The sequence below is a fragment of the Mucilaginibacter sp. P4_G9 genome, from assembly GCF_056400985.1.
This window is the reverse complement of sequence record NZ_JBFUKF010000005.1, coordinates 29,308-49,012: the sequence shown is the minus strand read 5'-3', so window position 1 is coordinate 49,012 and position 19,705 is coordinate 29,308. Positions and strand designations below refer to the sequence as shown.

Sequence of the window (19,705 nt, the reverse complement as noted above, 5' to 3'; positions counted from 1 at the left end):
GCTAATTATGCTGCTGCAGCTGCTACCTATGTTGGTCAGTCAAATAATTTAACCAACTATAGCCTTTCTCCGGATAAAATAACCACGCTTATTACTCAAAAATGGGCTGCTTTAAACTCGGTTGACCCATTAGAGTCATACAGCGATTGGAGAAGATTGGGTATTCCTAAAGATTTGCCGGTTTCTATTTATCCTGGTAATACTGCACCGCACATACCATACCGTTTGCCTTACCCGGTTAACGAAACTTCATTGAACGGAGCAAATGTTCCTGCCGGTGGTGCGGGTACAGATCTTTTAACATCCAAAATATTTTGGATGAAATAAGCGTCCCCGGTATTAATAGTTTAAATAATTAAAAGAAAAGAAATGAAAAAATTAATCATATTATTAGGAGCCCTTACAGTCTCGCTTACGTCTTGTCTGAAAGACAAGCCGAATGTGGACTTTTCAAATCTGACTGCTTTTGCAGAGATTGTGCATAGTGGCAAACCATATTTTGGCGAAGCATCTATAACCGATGCTACGGATACAATATCAAGAACCCTTCAAATAAACGTAACAGGAGAATATGCTCCTACAGCAGATGTAAAGGTTACCGTTGAATTAGATAATTCAATTATCGCAACTTACGTGGCGTCAGATCCAACTGTTCCATATTTGGCGCTACCTGCGGGTTCATTTGCGTTTACCAACACAACTGTTACCATTAAAGCAGGTACACGTTTAGCCGATATTCCGGTAACTTTTTACAAAAACAAGCTGGATCCTACAAAAAGCTATATGCTTCCAATCAAAATCAGTACGGTAACTGGCGCCGCTAAAAGTGCTAATTTCAGTATTAAATACTACCATTTTATTGGTAACGATTTTGCCGGAACCTATAAATGGCAATTTACAAGAACACCACCAGCAGGTAATTTTACATATGCAGCAGGTAATACCAACGTATTTTTACCAAACTCTGCCACTGAGTTTGAAGTAACAGGCGGTTATTTTACGCAGACAGTAAGGTATAAAGTTGATTTTCAACAGGTAGGTTTGTACCCTAACGCTACTTATTCACATTTCACAATCGTGATCGACCCTGCCGATGTGACTACCATATTAGGAGGAAGCGGTATAGCTGTGACGAAAGCAGCGTCAATTGTAGGATATGTAGAAAAAGATTACACCTATGCCCAGGTGTTGGCTTTGTTTGAACAAGGCTTTACATACGATGTACTTGGCGGATCAGGAGCTCGAAATAATCTTGATCAATATAAAAAATAACAATGCTTAAATTTATAAACCTAACAGTTTAATATCATAGCGTATTGCATTACCAAAGGCTGGTTCTGAAAAGAACCAGCCTTTTTTTAATATTGGACTCACTCGCAAAAAATAATGGTTTTAATTCCTCAAAGGGGAAATTAATACATATGCCTTGGTACAAATGATAAAATGCATACGCAGGCAAGTCGGCAGCTATTGTTGGTCTCTGCGAATAATAATGAGGTAATTAATCTTTTTAATAAACTGAATCAACGGCTTGGCTTTTAGTGTGTTTATCCTTAACTTTAATACTTAAATATAATATCAATGAAAAAATACATCCTAACCTTAACTTTGGCTGTAATAACAGTTCAGTTTATTATGGCACAAACAAAAAACGCTTCCGGTACAGTTAAAAACGAAAAAGGCGAAGCCGTATCGTCTGCCTTGGTTCAGGTAGCCGATGCCAATGAAGCCACATACACCGATTCGCTTGGCTTTTTTACATTGCCGGTAAAAGATAACACATCGCTTTTGGTGGTTGCAAAGGGTTATAAAGACGAAAAAGTTGCCCCGAAAGAGAACCTGACGGTGGTGCTTAAACCTGGAAAGTCTACATTTAAAGGGAATAATCTGTCGGATCCTAATAAGGTGGTTGCTACTGCTGTTGATCAACAGAATCAGATCCATGGGTTTAGTTTTTTTAATCTTGCTACTACAAATGGAGCCGGGGCATTATTTAATGTTTCGCGTAAGGAAGATACAAGGGGCAGCCGGTATTTAGTGGGCGATGGCTGGGCTAAAGGCTATGTTGTTGATAACACGGGTGCGAGGGTAAAAAATGATGATTTTAGCTATAATTATGATAAAATAAACGGGTCGCTGTTATTAACACAGGATAAGCGCGCAGCAGTTGATGTTGACCGTGATAAGTTTAAAAGTTTTACAATATACGATAAGCTTGATCAGCCACAAACTTATGAGTTGATAACCGCTATAAATCCGACTCACTACAGCCAGGTATTGGCCGATGGCAGTAAATATAAAATATATAAGTTTACCAAAACTACTTTTGTGAAGGCCAATTATCAAACCGACGGTATGACCTCAAGCGGCAACCATTACGACGAGTATGTTGACGAACTGGAATATTACGTGTTTAATGTAAAAACATCGGCATTGCAAAAAATAAGCATTAAGAATAAAGCCATTAAACAAGTATTCGCTGCTGAAGCAGACAAAGTTAAAGCCTTTTATGCTGACCACGCAGATGATGATATCAACGAGACATTTCTGAAAAATCTTGCTGATTCACTGAATTAATTGGGTTTGAGCACTTTATAACAAAGAAGACCGTTAGATTTTTCTAATGGTCTTTTTTGTTATATTTTGATACAACACCTTTAGGAGATTTAATAACGAATTTTAATATGAAAAAGATAGTAATAGCGACCATAGTAATTTGCATTGTAGCATGCGTTGGAGCAAACGCTCAAAGTAGTGTCAACAGCCTTTCAACAACAGGTATTACGTCGGGCTCGGGAATGGCTTATAATCTTACCAATAAAGAAGATACAAAGGGCAGCAGGTATCTTTTTGATATCTGGGTTAAGGGCAATGTAACCGATGATAAGGGAAACGCAATTAACAGCGAGAATTATATTTTTAATTATGACAAAATTGGCGGTTCGCTACTTTTAAGCCAGGATAAACAAACCGCCATTGCAACCGACAAGGAGCGCGTTAAAGCTTTTGTTGTTTATGATAAAAATGATAGCCCAATGGCATTTGAATACGTGCCAGCCATTGATGCCACTCATTATTGCCAGGTTTTGGCAACCGGCAGTAAGTACAAGGTTTACAAACTCACCCAAACCGCTTTTGTAAAAGCCAATTATAAATCTGATGGTATGACATCAAGCGGCAACAAATACGATGAGTATGTTGATGAGGCTGCTTATTATGTATTTAATGTTAAAACATCTCAATTGCAAAAGACGACTCTAAAGAACAAAGCAATAAAGCAGGCATTTGCTGATGATGCTGATAAGGTAAAAGCGTTTTACAGCGCCCATGGAGACGATGAAATTGACGAAAACTTTCTGAAGAATTTGGCGGATTCGTTAAACTAAACAGAAAATTTTTTTTTCAAAAGAACCGTTTAGATTTATTGACAGTTCTTTTTGGCCGATCACTTCTTATCCACACTATATTTCCCCGGGCCAATAAAAATAAGTCCTGCAAATACAATTGCATCTTCAATGGCGTGTGCTGCGTCTCCTAAATCGCCACCACTGCCAAAATGAGTTAAGGTAGCAACAATGAGGGTAACCAACAATAGGATGCACACTGGCCTGAAAGCAAGCCCTATTAAAAGCAGAAAGCCGCCCAACAGCTCGGTTGCAGCTGCCAGGAATCCCCACACTACAGGTAAAAAATGAATGCCTACATACTTCATTGATCCCCCTAAATGTTCCCAGCCTTTTAGGCCGCCCATGAGTTTGGGATAGCCATGATAAATAAACATTATGCCTAAACCCACGCGGATGATTAACAGTCCTGTGTTTTTGTAATTGCCTAAATTACCGAGTAGTGCCATATGTAATAATTGTTTTTAGCTTAGTTATTATTGATTAGATCTGTTGATTATTTCATTCTGAAAAGCCAGATTCAGACAAACTGAACGCTTACCTGTTGTTCCTTTACATTTAAACTAACATTTCGTCCCAATATTAAACTGCAATTATCGGGTATATGCCCTGCCGGGAAATCAAAGCAAACGGGATAATCATATTGTTGTACGATATCCATAATTATACCAGGTACAGTTTGCCCAAATGGGATGTCGTTATCCTTTATATCGGTAAAGCCTCCTACAATTAAACCTGCAAGGCTTTTAAGTTTGCCGGCCCTATCCAGGCAGCGCAGCATCCGGTCTACACTATACAGATACTCTCCTACATCCTCAATAAATAATATTTTGCCGGTATAGTCAATATCTGACACCGAGCCGGAGATAGCTACCAGCAACGATAAATTACCACCAACCAGTATCCCCTTACCCTCACCCGCACGATTTTGAGCGTGCGAAGTAAATTGATAACTTAAATCCTCGCCGAATAAGGCTTTGCGCAAGGTATCCAATGAGCGGGCTGATGCATCGGGAATATTTACAGGCATTTGCCCATGTATGGTTTGCGCCTGGTAATTTGCAAACAAGTGTGCATGTAGCACAGTAATATCGCTAAAGCCAATAATCCATTTAGGGGTTTGGGCAAACGCGCTAAAGTTAACCCTATCAATGATCCTGACGGTTCCATAGCCGCCGCGGGCCGCTATGATGGCCTTTATGGTGTCATCATCGATAAAACGCTGCAAATCTTTCGCCCTTAACTCATCGTCGCCGGCAAACTGGTGATATGATGCATCAACGGTTTCGCCCAAAACAACCTCTAATCCCCATGATTGTAAAAGCGCTATGGCATCTGTCATTGGGCCGGGCAACTTTTTTGCAGGGCAGGTGATAGCTATTTTATCTCCCTTTTTTAAATAGCTTGGGAGCCTGGAAGCGGAGGGTGCCGAGCGATCGGAAGAAACTATATGAGCGGGATTATCCATAGGTCAATAATAATAAATTTTTTTTCGCATCCGTATTTCGGACTTCACTGTATCCGGGCTTTTCCAACTTAAATAATTTATCTTTGCCAATTATTTATAACGCCTCTTTTTAATGTCAGAACTCAACAAATATAAAAGATATACCGTTACATCGGCTTTACCTTATGCCAACGGACCACTGCATATTGGTCATCTTGCGGGCGCCTACCTGCCTGCCGATATTTTTGTGCGACACCTAAGGCTCAAAAAAAAGGATGTACTATATGTTTGCGGCTCAGATGAGCATGGTGCTGCCATTACCATAAAGGCTAAAAAGGAAGGCACAACACCGCAAGCTATTATTGATAAGTACCACACCCAGATAAAAGAAAGTTTTGAAGAGTTTGGGATAGCCTTTGATATTTACCATCGCACCTCGTCTCCAATACATCATGATCTTTCGCAGGAGTTTTTTCTGAATTTGTATGAAAAGGATGAGTTCATCGAAAAAATGAGCGAACAGTACTACGATGAGGATTATCAGCAATTTTTGGCCGACCGGTACATCATCGGGACATGTCCGAATTGCCATAATGAGAATGCGTATGGTGATCAGTGCGAAAGGTGCGGCACATCGCTAAATCCTACCGACCTGATTAACCCGGTATCAACCTTAAGTGGTAAAGCGCCTGTATTAAAGCCAACCAAACACTGGTACCTTCCGCTTGATAAATACCAGCCCTGGCTGGAGCAATGGATAGATACTAAAGAAGGCAGCTGGAAAACAAACGTGTTCGGTCAATGTAAATCATGGCTTAAATCGGGCCTGCAGCCCCGCTCCATGACCCGAGACCTGGATTGGGGAATAGATGTACCCCTGGAAGAAGCTAAGGGCAAGAAGCTATACGTTTGGATGGATGCACCCATAGGATACATCTCTGCCACCAAACAATGGGCTATTGACAACAATAAAGACTGGAAACTATACTGGAAAAAACAGGCCGATGAGCAGGATGATGCTTGTTTGCTGCACTTTATTGGTAAAGATAATATTGTATTTCACTGTATTATTTTCCCATCTATATTGCATGCTCACGGTGAATATATTTTACCACAAAATGTACCTGCCAATGAGTTTTTAAATTTAGAGGGCGATAAACTTTCTACTTCACGTAACCATGCTGTTTGGTTGCATGAGTACCTGGAAGAATTCCCTGGCAAGCAGGACGAACTGCGTTATGTGCTTACCTCTATATTGCCCGAAACCAGCGACAGTGAATTTACCTGGAAAGATTACCAGGCCCGTATCAATAACGAACTGGTAGCTATACTTGGCAACTTTGTAAACCGGGTAATGATACTGATGCATAAATTTTACAATGGTAAAATTGAAGGCACTACTGATAAAATTGAGCTTAACGACGAATACCTTAATACCGAAATAGGCATTTGTTATGACGAGATAGAGAAAAACCTTGAGGCTTACCGCTATCGCCAGGCCCTGCAGGCGGTAATGGATATAGCCCGCCTTGGCAATCRCTATTTAACAGAAAAAGAACCCTGGAAAACTATTAAAACCAATCCTGAGGATGCTAAGCAGGCCTTGCATAACTGTTTGCTCATCATAGGTCATTTAACTACAGCAGCGCAGGCATTTTTACCGGCAACCGCTAAAAAAATCATAGCGATGCTTAACTGGCCAAATGAAGTTATTACTTACGACCAGGAATTCTTTTTTAATAACGGGCACCAGCTAAACCCATCTTCATTGTTGTTTGAGAAGATAGAGGACGAGGTAATAGAATATCAGCTGCAAAAGTTGCAGGCTAAAAAGGCAGCTGCAGCTCCGCTCCCAAGTATTGATATGCAACCCGCAAAGGACAATATCAATTATGATACTTTTGCCGCAATGGATATCCGTACCGGAACTATCCTGGCTGCCGAAAAAGTGGCCAAAACCAAAAAGCTGCTAAAGCTGACCATTGATACCGGCATTGATGAGCGCACGGTAGTATCGGGAATTGCCGAATATTATGAGCCGGAAGCCATCATTGGTCAAAAGGTAAGCATCCTGGTAAACCTGGAACCACGTGAGATTAAGGGCATCCTATCACAGGGAATGATCCTGATGGCTGAGAACAGCGAAGGGAAACTAAGCTTTGTAGCACCTATAGATGATTTTCATAACGGGGCAGTAATTAGGTAAATGTGCACATTACGGATGTGTAGATTTTTGCCGATAAAAATTTGCTGTTAAGGCATGTGATTTTTCATTGATAATTTGCACCTTTGCAAGCTGATTGGGGTTTTGCCTTTATCAGTCATATTCGGTCCCGTAGTTCAACGGATAGAATAGGAGTTTCCTAAACTCTAGATATGAGTTCGATTCTCGTCGGGACCACAAAATGACCCACCGTATGCCAAGCATGGGAATAAATTGAAAAAGCCTTCAGATGGAAATCTGAAGGCTTTGCTGTAACCAGCTAAAATTTTGTGTCATATGGTGAATTTAAAAATAGTTAACTAAAAATTTTTATGAGTCTGACTTTTCCATCTTATAGAAAACTTAAGCTAGAATTGGGTGGTCGCGATGCCTATATGCAAATAGTTGATTTGGCAATAGCTGATTTTTTATTAAATAGTAAAGCAACTGAAAATATTAAAGATTTTATCAAAGCGAAAGCTGAGCAACATAGTGTAATTGTGAATATATATAAGTTTGATACGCTGGAAAACATTGTTGGCTTAAATAATATTGTTACTGTTTATAATAGTTTCGAATCTTTTTTCATTGAATTTCAAAACGATTACAATAAATATTTTTGTAAAGAGGAAAAATGGCGCTATAGCGACACGAAAATTAATGGGGAAACGCCAGGGAAATTTGCTCAAATTCTAACAAAGGTTGGTCAAGAAAATATACCAGATAATCATATAAATTATTTCAATACTATAAGAAATGCCGAGATAAATCATCGCATTCAAAAATTGAAAAGTTAGAAAAATTAAGAAAAGAGATTACTTTAGATTCTAAAGCCCCCAAAGAAAAGAAGGATTTCTATTTGAGCCAACTACCCAATCCTTTTCAAAAACTGTCATCGATTGACTATAATCTGTTTACTAGGCTTTGTAAACATTTGGCCAAACACTGTTGTGAAAACGCTTTTTCTAAAAATCACAAAAATATAATAGAATCACTTAATCTTAAACGGTTCAATAAATACTTAGATTTGGAAACAAAAAAAAAGAAGGTTAGATTAGAGTTTGTCAACGAATTCGCAATGAGTGAAGATGATTTTAACTACTACATTCAAGATATTTTAAAAATAATTTAGTTTGCCCTGAGGTCAACGGTGAGACACTATAGACATACATTGCCAAAATTGTCACTGTATGTTTATAGGATACAAGGTTCGATTCCTTGACGGGGCACTTACAAATCTTAATAATCTTCCAAACCCGCCGCACAATGCAAATCAGCCATAAAAGAGTTCGAGTTTTGTAGTCTAGGGGCCACTAAACCGCAATCAGCAAACAATGCTAGTTGCGGTTTTTTCATTGGTAAATAATTTGCTCAATATCATATATTTACTGTGTTAAAAGAGGTTTCTAAATGGAAAAATTCGACGTTGTTCCTAATTACTACAAATACTTTTTACAAGTTAATGGCAAGGCTTTAAACAACAAACAAAAAAAGCATTTCTTTAATTGTGTGAATAAGATTCATAGGGAAAACTACAAGTTTATTTATCGGGGGCATAAAAGGGAGCTTCTTCAAAGTATATATAATGATGCAAATTTCGCCGCCGAATTTCGATATTCACTATTTCTTATGGGAGCAAAAGCCGGAATGTTCGGGCAATCGGCGTTGCCAAATATAAATGGGATAGATATTGCTGAAGCTGGAAATAATGAGTTTTATCTTATTTTCCGAATGCTTTGCAATCTTTTAAGAAGACAATTTCCATTTGGTGCTACAAGAATGGCTTTGACAGGATTTAAAAAAAGAGAAGCAGATATAACAGCATTCTTCAGCGATAATGACAACTTAGAACGATTTATTCGCATACTAAACAATCTTCCTAAAGAAAGACGAATAATCGTACGGGATTATTACCTTGCTCTCCTACACCATATAAGTAAAAGCGAATATTATTCTTCCTCCTTTCTTCTCAGCACCACAACAAATTTTCTTCAATCTCAAAAATTTGCCTGGAAAGGGGAAACCGAGGGCAGTAACAACCCTGTAGTCCTTTTCGGTTGGATTCCTAAGAACTACGAGGGGATTTTGAATGTACCTGATACAAGGATTCTTGCTCGGAAAATTGATATGAATACTCTTGGATTGCCGGTCTATGAAAGAACGTTTTTTTATACTCAAGAAGAAGTTACTTTAAAAGGAGGTTTGTTACCGCATTATCTTTTAGGCTATTTGCATAATTATCAGGCACGTGATGTATTTGAAATTAATCCCACATTGTTTCAAGTGGATGATTTTTGGAATAGAGTTGCCCATTGATCAGTCTACATTTAGTGAGCGCATACAACACACAGTGTTTGGACGTTACTTTACTATGGATACCGAAAATGGCCAGTACCGGCAGTATTTTAGATAACCTAATTTACAAACCCGCCGCACAACACAAAACAGCCACAAAAGAGTTCGAGTTTTATAGTCTAAGGACCACGGAAAGCAGTATCAAAATTATGTAAAAGCCTGCAATCCAAATGATAGCAGGCTTTTGTTTAATGGTCAAACCCCAAAAATTGCAAGTGTCTTATTTAAGCATGTTAAATAGAGGGTATTTTGTTTTTTTACCACTACATTTCGATATAGGTCCACTTAAAAAACTATCGTCATGTTAGAAAAGGTTTAGGCTTATTATTTTATTTAAGAAGGCCAAAGGATTGCACCTGCGATGCTTTACCATTTTATCTGCAAATCACAGTCGGTGGTGTTCCTAAAGAGATTATATTTATCCACGCATTGTTTCCATTACATCGTTTATTATGCCATCAGCTGCTTTTTTATCTTTTGCTTCAGCATATATTCTTATAATAGCTTCTGTATTTGAACGCCTTAAATGCACCCATCCGTAATCAAAGTCTATTTTTAAGCCGTCAATTGTATTCTGGGGGCTATGTGAATAGTTGTTTTTAACTTTTTTAATGATTGATTCAATGTTTACGTTTTCGTCAAGTTCCAGTTTGTTTTTGGATATAAAATAGTCGGGATAAGTATTGCGTAAAGCAGAAGCTGGTTTACCAAGCTTAACCAGGTGGGTCAGAAATAAAGCAATACCAACTAAAGCATCTCGTCCATAATGCAATTCAGGATAAATTATTCCGCCATTGCCTTCGCCGCCTATCACTGCATCAACTTCTTTCATTTTATTTACCACATTTACCTCACCAACTGCTGCTGCATAATATTGGGCTCCGGCTTTTTCAGTAATATCCTTTAGTGCGCGGGTTGAAGACAGGTTAGAAACCGTATTTCCTTGCTTGTGCGTTAAAACATAATCAGCAACGGCCACTAAAGTATATTCTTCGCCAAATTTACTTCCGTCTTCACATACAAAACACAAACGGTCCACATCAGGGTCAACTGCGATACCTAAATCAGCCCGATTCCTTAATACCTCATTTGAAAGCTCCTCTAGATTTTCGGGCAATGGTTCAGGATCGTGAGCAAAGTTGCCGTCGGGTTCGCAATACAATTCAAAAATTGTTTTTACACCCAAAGCTTTTAACAAGGCAGGTACAAAAACTCCGCCTGTTGAGTTAACCGCATCAACCGCTATTTTTAAATTTGCTTTAGCAATGGCATCAGCATCAACAAGGGGGAGGGCCAACACCATGTCAATATGCTTCTGCATATAGGTTTCATCGTAAATTACCTTGCCGAGGTTATTCACATTGGCGTAATCAAAATCGCTGTTTTCGGCTATGTCTAACACCATTTTTCCTTCCTCGTGATTGATAAATTCGCCACGATGATTTAAAAGCTTTAAGGCATTCCATTGTTTAGGATTGTGACTTGCTGTTAAAATAATACCGCCAGCAGCATTTTCAGCAGGCACGGCAATTTCAACAGTAGGGGTTGTTGACAAACCTAAATCAATAACATCAATACCTAAACCCTGTAGTGTACCAACCACCAGGTTATTAACCATTGACCCGGATATCCGGGCATCCCGGCCAACCACAATTTTTTTTATCCCTGATTGTCTTATCGCCCAGCTTCCAAATGCTGATGTGAATTTCACAATATCCAATGGGGTTAGATTTTCACCTACCGGACCACCAATGGTTCCTCTTATTCCAGAAATTGATTTGATTAATGTCATTATAATATAATTACTTTAATGGGTTTAAAATTGGCTTGAAATTCCGCAATGGTATATGAACTCATATAATCTATCCATCTTGTCACTAAAATTTTTTTTGCAAGCTTTTTTCATTTTTGCGTGTTCGGAAACGCAAAAATATAAAATTTGTTTATAAACGTATGAAAGGAATTGTAAAATGATTTTTAGTAGCCGGTAAATGGTGTTATTGGGGCTATCTGTGTTAGTGAGACAATGCATTAAGAGCTATTTTGATTTGTACAGATTCTGCACCCTGTTCCTGTGCTTAAAAGAAAAACTATTTTCTGAGTTTTAAATTAGAAATTAATCCCATATATTTGTGTGCGCACACACTAAATCGTTTCTAATATTTTCTTGTTAAATTTATCAAGTATGCTAAAAAAACTCTTGTTTTTAATTTTAATCGGCCTAACAGGCGCTGCTAACGCTCAAAATGTTTTTCTGTCAGGTGTAAAGCCGGGTAAAGCGGTTGCATTTTCGGGTAAAGGGGCATTGATTTTAAAAAATAGCTGTTTATCAGTAAAATGGCTTGCCGACAAAAAAACAGTCACCATAAACGAATTTGCTGCGTCGGATAATAAACGGATTTCTTTAAAAGGCTCGCCCCTGTTTGAACTGGAGCTTAAGGATGGTGCTGTACTTAATTCTGCTGATTTTCAATTAAGCATCCTTCCTAAAATTGTTTCGGTAAAGGGTAATCTGCAGGCGGCTAAAATTGCCGAAAAGGAAAATGGGATAGCAGTTTTTGCTGAGTTTTTGAATGTGAAACATGGTATTCGGGTAAGCTGGGAGGCTATTTTGAAAGATAATTCCAATTATATCAGGCAGGTTTTTAGCTTTCATAACCTGAACGATTCTTTAAGGATCAGAAAATTGAAGCTTATAAAGTTCCCTACCGGGACGGGGATTAAGCCATCGGGTATTGTTGATGGATCGCCGATGGTTTCGGGGAATTTCTTTTTTGCATCCGAAAGCCCGATAAGTAAATACAATGCTCAAAATGGCTGGATAAGTAGTTATATTGAACGGCAGGAACCAAGCCTGGATTTAACTTCATCAACCGTATGGGGTATTGCTCCCGAAGGTCAGCTGCGCAGGGGATTTCTTTATTACCAGGAACGGGAGCGAGCCGTGCCATACAGGCAAATGCTGCATTACAATTCATGGTATGATATTTCATGGGCTGATCGTAAGCTGACTGAGGCTGGTTGTCTTGATCGCATCCAGGCGTTTGGAGATAGCCTTACTATAAAACGTAAGGTTAACTTAAACGCATTTTTGTTTGATGATGGCTGGGACGATAATCAAACATTATGGCAAATCAGTAAAACGAATTTCCCCGTAGGGTTTGATAATATTAAGGCGTTGGCCCGTAAGTATAATGCGTCTTTGGGAGTGTGGATGTCGCCCTGGGGTGGTTATGAGCAGGCAAAAGAACAAAGGCTGCAATATGGAAGAAAACAAAACCCTCCTTTTGAAACTAATTCACATGGATTTTCCCTTTCGGGGACTGTTTATTCTACCAGGTTTAAAGATGCGGCCGCTAATTTTGTTACTAAATACGGCATCTCCATGTTTAAATTTGATGGTGTTGGGGCGGGCGATCAGTCGGCGGGCGCTACTCCTGAATATCAAACGGATATGGAATCGCTGTTAAACCTGGTGTCATCGCTTCGTACCGTAAAACCCGATCTTTATTTTAGCCTTACCATAGGTACCTGGCCATCGCCTTTCTGGCTCAAATATGGTGATGTGATTTGGAGGAACGGCTGGGATACAAGTACCGAAGGAGAAGGAGATGGCAGGCAGCAATGGCTCAATTACCGTGATGGCGAAGTATATAAAAATATTGTTCAGCGCGCCCCGCTTTATCCGTTAAGTTCGCTGATGTATCATGGCGTCTGCATTGCTGATAATGGCGCAACCGCCAAATTTGATATGAATGACAAGGATATCTCTGACGAAATATGGTCATTTTTTGGATCGGGAACAAGCTTGCAGGAATTGTATATTAATCCCCATAAATTAAACACGGCTAACTGGGATTGCCTGGCTGCTGCAATAAAATGGTCGCGGGAAAATGCAGACATCATGCCGGATGTTCATTGGGTGGGCGGCGATCCATCCAAAGGGGATGTTTATGGGTTTGCGGCCTGGTCGCCCAAAAAGGGCATCATTACTTTAAGAAACCCTTCGGGCAAAGCAAAAACCTTCCGGGTTGATGTACACAATGTTTTTGAATTGCCTTTAATTAACGATAAATACAGCTATCTTTTTTATAATGCAAAAAGTAAGGAAATGAAAACTCCACTATTTAAGGGAGATGTCTATACTGTTACACTGCAGCCGTTCGAGGTGATGGTATTAAACGCTAAGCCTGTTCATTAAAGACGTATATTTCGGGTTTAAATTTTTGCCGGTTGAGTTGCTGAGCAATGGTGAAATTCAAATAGGTAAGCAGGCAAATGTCTTATATTATTTAATGGCTTTTGCTTTACCATTAACAAAATAGGCATTCAATCATCGCCGGTTTTATGGCAGTATTGCCTTTAAACAAATTATAAATGAAACGGATATCAAAAGTAATTTTATTAAGCCTTTGCTTTTTTAAAACAGCATCTTTTGCACAAACTACGACAACATATAAATGGCTGAACCCGGCTGCAGCTGATTACCCTGTGATAGAAGGACAGGCATGGCCAAAGGAAACAGCAAGCGCCTATGACCGGTTCCCGGCACGTGCCGAAAAGGATCTTAATCCTAATGTATGGAACATATCGCACAGCAGTGCCGGTTTATATATCAAGTTTAAAACAGATGCCTCCAACCTGGTTATCCGTTATAAGGTTAAAGGTGATCTTGCCATGTCGCATATGCAGGCTACCGGTGTAAGCGGCTTAGACCTTTATGTTCTGGATCCTAATGGGAAATGGTGCCTGGCTCCAGGTAGCTTCTCCTTTAAAGATACCATTACCTATCGTTATTCAAATATTAAAGTAAGTTCAAGCTTTCCGGGAAGAAGCTATGAATACAGGCTCTTTTTGCCATTATATAATGCCGTATCCTGGCTTGAGATAGGAGTTCCTGCCGGTAACGCATTTAATTTCATGTCTTTATCTAAAGAAAAACCAGTGCTTGTATATGGAACATCCATTGCCCAGGGCGGTTGCGCGTCGCGGCCTGGGTTGGCATGGACTGCAATTTTACAACGCGCGCTTGATCGCCCGCTGGTAAACCTTGGTTTTTCTGGTTCCGGGCTGCTCGAAAAATCGGTTATTGACCTGATGGCAGAGGTAGATGCAAAAATATATGTACTTGATTGCATGCCCAATTTAACCAGTTTTCCTGATCAGGAAATAGAGAAGCGTTTATTAGCATCAGTACAAAGTTTAACAGAAAAGCATCCGCTGGTGCCCATATTGCTTGTAGAGCATAGTGAGGGCGATGTAGATGGTTTATTAGATACAGGTAAGAATGCTGGCTATAGCCGTGTTAATAAGGTGCTTGACCAGGTTTATTCAAAGCTGGTTGCTGCAGGAACTAAAAACGTTTATTTATTAACCAATAAGGAAATTGGTTTTGATATTAATTCAACGGTTGATGGTTTACACCCCAATGATGTTGGGATGGAAAAATATGCCGGTGCTTATGAGAAAACCATACGGGCAATTATTAATGAGCCAACTGGCAGGTATTCAACCACTGTGCCGGTTGTACAAAGCAGGGATGGTTACTATGACTGGCGAAACAGGCATAGTGAAATACTAACGCTCATTAAAACGGATCCGCCTAAGATTGTATTCCTTGGTAATTCTATCCTGAATTACTGGGGCGGCATACCAAAAGCGCCTTTAGCACGAGGAGCCGATTCATGGGATAAATATATGACGCCCCTGGGGGTAAAAAATTTCGGTTTTGGCTGGGACCAGGTGGAGAATGTATTATGGCGCGTATATCATGAAGAAATAGAGGGCTTTAAGGTCGATAAGGTTATGATAATGATAGGCACCAATAATCTGGCTAACAATGATGAAGAAATAATTGAAGGGTTAAAAATGCTGGTACAGGCAGTAAAAGTACGCCAACCCGCAACTGAAATTCTTTTATCGGGCTTGCTGCCGAGAAGAGAGCAGGAAAAACGGATAGCGGTGCTTAATAAAGCAATCTCTAAGCTGGCCGCTCAAACCCAGGTCCGTTTTATTAACCCGGGGAAAATATTGCTTAACCATGCCGGAAAGGTGGATGAATTACTTTTTGGGGATGGCTTGCATCCTAACAAGGTTGGTTATCAAAAACTGGCAATTGCTTTACTTCCATACCTTAAAAAATAATATCATCGCATTAGAGCTTCTTCTAAATAGTTCATCCTTCCGGGGAGAGTTGGGTAGATTCTTTTTGCCAGGAATCAGCAATGACCATTTATTTATTTGTTTTTAAACACCTTCTTATTAAATTACATTTGCTATCCTTTTTAATTGAAAGCTTAATATGAAGAATAAAATTGTCCGCATTAAAGATATTGCCGAAAAAGCGAAAGTTTCAACAGGTACGGTTGACAGGGTATTGCATAAACGGGGGCGGGTATCAAAAAAAGTGGAGGAGCGGATTCTTAAGATCATTGAAGAGATGGATTATGAGCCAAATCTTATGGCAAGAGCGTTGGGTTCCAATAAGGTATATCAAATTGCTGCATTAATACCAGATCATAAAAGCGACTCCTATTGGTATGCGCCAAAAGCGGGGATTGAAAAGGCAGAGAAAGACCTGAAACAATACGGCATTATTGTTCAGCAATATGTATTTGACCCTTACGACGTAGAGTCGTTTATAGCAAATGCCAACCAATTAACCCAGGATAATCCGGATGGCATAATTTTGTCGCCTATATTCTATCGGGAAACCCTGCCATTTTTTGAGAAATGGAAAGTGGCCGAAATCCCGTTTGTGTTATTTAATACTCAAATTGCCGAATACGATCCTTTAAGTTATATCGGTCAGGATTCTTACCAGAGTGGTTTTTTGGCGGGCAAACTTATTCATTACGGGCAGCCCGATCCTTGTTCAATATTAATTGCACATATTGATGAAGAAATAAGTAATGCCGCCCACCTTTTGAAAAAGGAGCAGGGATTCCGTAATTACTTTTCTCAAAACAACCTCGATCACCAGTACAAAATTTTGAGGATTGAGTTAAACCGGTCAAATGCGGCGCTGTTTATAACACAATTGGATGCTATTATTGATAGTACACCAGATATGGCAAGTGTTTTTGTAACAACATCAAAAGCACATGAAATTGCAAAATACCTGGAGCAGCGGCATATTAAGCATATTAAAATAATAGGATATGATTTACTGCCTCAAAATTTATATTTTCTGAATAAAGGGGCGATTAGCTTTTTAATTAACCAAAATCCTAAAGGTCAGGGTTACTGGGGTATTTATCAGTTAACCGATTACCTGGTATTTAAGAAGGAAGTGCCTATTTTAAAATATCTTCCTTTGGATATTGTTACCAAAGAAAACATGAACTATTACATAGATGATGAAGATACTGTTTATTTAGATATTTAATCGTCTGCTGATTTTCAATCAGCGTTTACACTAATTTTTTTATCCCTGGTGAATTGCTTATCTATATGCAAGTCAGCAGGGATTTGTATTTTTAAACCAGGTTGTTTTTTAGTAAAGCTGCTTATTGCTTGCGCCTGGTGGGGCATAAGGCCTATTAGGATATCTGCTGATATCCCAATAGGGTTAGTAATAGATGGATTATCATTTGTAAAAAGAACTTTGTATAAGAAATCAACAAAAGTGTGTGCGAGCACGTAAATATTTTTATATTTGTACTTAACCTTTTGTGTTCTTTTTTGTGTGTTCGTACACATTTATGAATGCTAAGTCAGAAACTTAATATGGATAGAAATTAAATGATGGAACTTATAGTGCCATTTTTAGGAGCTGTAAGTAAAGACAGTCCTATAGAACATCTTTCACTTTTGTTAGATAGTTATGAAAAGCATCTTGTTGGAATAGCGCCGTGGCCCCAATATGGATACAGGCCCGATGTTCATTTTGCAATAGCTTATAGTAACGATTGTGTTTTTATAAAATACTACGTAAGTGAAAAGTCTGTAAAGGCTATATATAAACAACCAAATGAGCCCGTTCATAAAGATAGTTGTGTGGAGTTTTTTGTTTCATTTGGTGACGAACCGGGTTATTACAATTTTGAGTTTAACTGCGCGGGCACTTGTATGCTGGGCTTTGGAACAAGTAAAACCGACCGCAAGTTATTACCGGAGGCAGTTGTGCGGATGATAAAGCACCTTGCGCTGTTAAAGCCGGTAAATAATCCCGCGGATGGGAATATAAGCTGGGAACTTACCCTAATGATACCATTGGAAGTGTTCAGTCATCATTTATTCACATCATTGAATGGCGAGCAATGCCGGGGCAACTTTTATAAATGCGGCGACGAGCTGCCCGAGCCTCATTTTTTGGCCTGGAATGATATTAAATCTACCGATCCGGACTTTCATTTGCCCGAATTTTTTGGGAGAATGAAATTTGAACATAAACGTATAGCAGTCTGATAGAAAGCAGCGAAATCATGAACATAAAATTTACCATAATACTGTTGTTATTTAGCACTGTTGTTTCGGCACAGTATAAAATTGATAGGTCTTACCAGGAACTTCCCGATCCTAAACCTGTTCAACAGGAAACCTGGAGCGTGTTAAAACCGGGTGTTTATGTAAGTTTTGCTTCAGCGGATATCCGTTATGATAAACGGAATGCTCCTTCAATAGCCCCTTTACAAACTCAATGGCAATCCAAAGCATGGAGAGGGGAGAAAGTGCATACGCAATTCCTGGTATGGACAACCCGGGATATGCAGCAGGTTAGTTTTGAATGGAGCACTCTCGGCGACGGTAAAGGGCACCAAATTCCGGTAAAAAATATCAGTGCCAATTTTGTACGTTATGTAATGGCCGATGGGCTGAATAATGAAGGCGGAGGTTGTGGGATACAGGCTGGTCATGATTCTTCTCTTGTTGAGGATGTAATTGATCGGGAAAAATTCCTGCCGGTAGCTAAAAATACTACCCGCCCCGTTTGGTTAAGCGTTAATGTGCCGGATGATGCGGTTGAAGGTATTTATAAGGGTTATGTGAAAGTTAAGGAAGGAAAAAATAAATATCCCGCGATTTTGCATTACACAATTGAGGTGCTTAATCACACGCTGCCTGCGCCGGCATACCGGAAATTTCATTTAGATCTGTGGCAAAATCCATACTCGGTTTCCAGGGCATATGGTGTAGAGCCCTGGTCTAAACAGCATTTCGACATTATGCGCCCATATATGAAAATGCTGGCGGATGCCGGTCAGCAATCAATTACCACTACACTTATATATGATCCATGGAATAGCCAAACATATGATATTTATGGATCAATGATAAAATGGACTAAAAATAAGAACGGTTCATGGACTTATGATTATACGATTTTTGATAAATGGGTGTCTTTTATGATGTCGTTAGGGATTAATAAATTTATCAACTGTTATAGTATGATCCCCTGGAATTTGAAATTCTTTTATTATGACCAGGCCCTGGGAAGAGACACTGCAATCATCGCCAAACCTGGTACCCCGGAATATAATGCGCATTGGCGCCCCATGCTGGCTGATTTTGCCGGTCACCTTAAACAAAAAGGATGGTTTACTAAAACCACTATTGCTATGGACGAAAGGCCTATGGAGGATATGCAAAAAGCAATTGCATTAATTAAAAGCGCGGATAAAGATTTTAAAATTTCATTGGCGGGTAATTATCATCCCGGTATTGAGCATGATTTGGTAGATTACAGCGTGGCCTCAAACCAGGTAATAGATGAGGTAACCATGCTTTCGCGTAAAAAAGCGGGATTTAATACTACCTATTATACCTGTTGCACAGAAGGGCATCCCAATACATTCTCTTTTTCGGCACCTGCAGAATCTGTTTGGCTGGCATGGTACGCAGCTTACAAGGGATACGATGGGTACCTGAGGTGGGCTTATAATTGCTGGACAAAAGATTCTTTACATGATACACGTTTTGGATCATGGTCATCCGGAGATGCATATTTGGTTTACCCGGGTTTGCGGTCTTCTATCCGCTTTGAGCGATTGATTGAAGGCATTCAGGATTTTGAAAAGATAAACACGCTGAAAAAGGATTTTATAAAAAACAACCAGCGGGACAAATTGCGTCAGCTTGAAAAAATACTGAACGATTTTGATCTTCGGGAGTTCAAAGATAACACCGCAGCCGGAGTACTTCACGCAGCTCAAAGTCGGTTGAATAGCTTTTAGATCTTATAAATAAAAACCTTCCAGCTATCTTGCCTTGAGTTAGCATGCAAAGCGTTGGCTTATTTATGTCATATCTATTTGATATAAATCAGCCAACGCTTTGCCATGTCATCGCATGCTT

15 protein-coding genes and 1 tRNA gene are annotated in these 19,705 nt (G+C 39.4%); 13 read left to right on the top strand and 3 right to left on the bottom strand.

The features are described 5' to 3' along the window. From AC1DPZ_RS01390 to AC1DPZ_RS01375, 4 genes are all read left to right on the top strand, one after another. A partial coding sequence (locus tag AC1DPZ_RS01390; RefSeq protein WP_477400722.1) for a SusD/RagB family nutrient-binding outer membrane lipoprotein occupies positions 1-327 on the top strand: 327 nt, incomplete at its 5' end. 42 nt (positions 328-369) lie between these two features. Beyond that, on the top strand, positions 370-1,272 hold the full coding sequence (locus AC1DPZ_RS01385) for a DUF1735 domain-containing protein (RefSeq protein ID WP_477400721.1): 903 nt from the start codon (positions 370-372) through the stop codon (positions 1,270-1,272). A gap of 309 nt (positions 1,273-1,581) precedes the next feature. After that, positions 1,582-2,577, top strand: a complete 996-nt coding sequence (locus tag AC1DPZ_RS01380) for a hypothetical protein (RefSeq protein WP_477400720.1) — start codon at positions 1,582-1,584, stop codon at positions 2,575-2,577. 107 nt (positions 2,578-2,684) lie between these two features. Beyond that, positions 2,685-3,386 (top strand): hypothetical protein, encoded by a 702-nt coding sequence (locus AC1DPZ_RS01375; protein ID WP_477400719.1) that lies wholly within the window; start codon positions 2,685-2,687, stop codon positions 3,384-3,386. 59 nt (positions 3,387-3,445) lie between these two features. Here the strand turns inward: AC1DPZ_RS01375 and AC1DPZ_RS01370 are convergent, their stop codons facing one another. Both AC1DPZ_RS01370 and AC1DPZ_RS01365 read right to left on the bottom strand, forming a co-directional pair. Then, positions 3,446-3,853 carry a DoxX family protein gene (locus tag AC1DPZ_RS01370; RefSeq protein ID WP_477400717.1) on the bottom strand — a complete coding sequence of 136 codons (408 nt, stop codon included), beginning with the start codon at positions 3,851-3,853 and terminating at the stop codon, positions 3,446-3,448. Between the two features lie 71 nt (positions 3,854-3,924). Then, positions 3,925-4,872 carry a S66 peptidase family protein gene (locus tag AC1DPZ_RS01365; protein WP_477400716.1) on the bottom strand — a complete coding sequence of 316 codons (948 nt, stop codon included), beginning with the start codon at positions 4,870-4,872 and terminating at the stop codon, positions 3,925-3,927. 112 nt (positions 4,873-4,984) lie between these two features. Between AC1DPZ_RS01365 and metG the strand changes: the two genes are divergently transcribed. From metG to AC1DPZ_RS01345, 4 genes are all read left to right on the top strand, one after another. Beyond that, on the top strand, positions 4,985-7,057 hold the full coding sequence (metG, locus tag AC1DPZ_RS01360) for a methionine--tRNA ligase (RefSeq protein WP_477400714.1): 2,073 nt from the start codon (positions 4,985-4,987) through the stop codon (positions 7,055-7,057). Between the two features lie 123 nt (positions 7,058-7,180). After that, positions 7,181-7,252, top strand: a tRNA-Arg gene (locus AC1DPZ_RS01355). 134 nt (positions 7,253-7,386) lie between these two features. Beyond that, entirely contained in the window at positions 7,387-7,851 is a 465-nt protein-coding gene (locus AC1DPZ_RS01350; protein WP_477400713.1) for a hypothetical protein, read from the top strand. Between the two features lie 613 nt (positions 7,852-8,464). Then, positions 8,465-9,370, top strand: a complete 906-nt coding sequence (locus AC1DPZ_RS01345; protein WP_477400711.1) for an SH3 domain-containing protein — start codon at positions 8,465-8,467, stop codon at positions 9,368-9,370. Between the two features lie 457 nt (positions 9,371-9,827). Here the strand turns inward: AC1DPZ_RS01345 and glmM are convergent, their stop codons facing one another. Continuing rightward, entirely contained in the window at positions 9,828-11,201 is a 1,374-nt protein-coding gene (gene glmM / locus AC1DPZ_RS01340; RefSeq protein ID WP_477400710.1) for a phosphoglucosamine mutase, read from the bottom strand. A gap of 393 nt (positions 11,202-11,594) precedes the next feature. On the opposite strand from glmM, the gene AC1DPZ_RS01335 reads away from it, so the two are divergent. From AC1DPZ_RS01335 to AC1DPZ_RS01315, 5 genes are all read left to right on the top strand, one after another. Continuing rightward, positions 11,595-13,610, top strand: coding sequence for an alpha-amylase family protein (locus tag AC1DPZ_RS01335; RefSeq protein WP_477400709.1), 2,016 nt, complete (start codon positions 11,595-11,597; stop codon positions 13,608-13,610). 176 nt (positions 13,611-13,786) lie between these two features. Continuing rightward, positions 13,787-15,553, top strand: a complete 1,767-nt coding sequence (locus AC1DPZ_RS01330; protein WP_477400708.1) for an SGNH/GDSL hydrolase family protein — start codon at positions 13,787-13,789, stop codon at positions 15,551-15,553. 157 nt (positions 15,554-15,710) lie between these two features. After that, positions 15,711-16,796: a substrate-binding domain-containing protein gene (locus AC1DPZ_RS01325; protein WP_477400706.1), complete on the top strand. Its 1,086-nt coding sequence runs from the start codon at positions 15,711-15,713 to the stop codon at positions 16,794-16,796. 356 nt (positions 16,797-17,152) lie between these two features. After that, positions 17,153-17,818, top strand: coding sequence for a carbohydrate-binding family 9-like protein (locus AC1DPZ_RS01320; RefSeq protein ID WP_477400705.1), 666 nt, complete (start codon positions 17,153-17,155; stop codon positions 17,816-17,818). A 17-nt stretch (positions 17,819-17,835) separates the two neighbouring features. Further along, complete coding sequence (locus AC1DPZ_RS01315; RefSeq protein ID WP_477400704.1) at positions 17,836-19,584, top strand: DUF4091 domain-containing protein; 1,749 nt, start codon at positions 17,836-17,838, stop codon at positions 19,582-19,584. Positions 19,585-19,705: the final 121 nt, after the last annotated feature.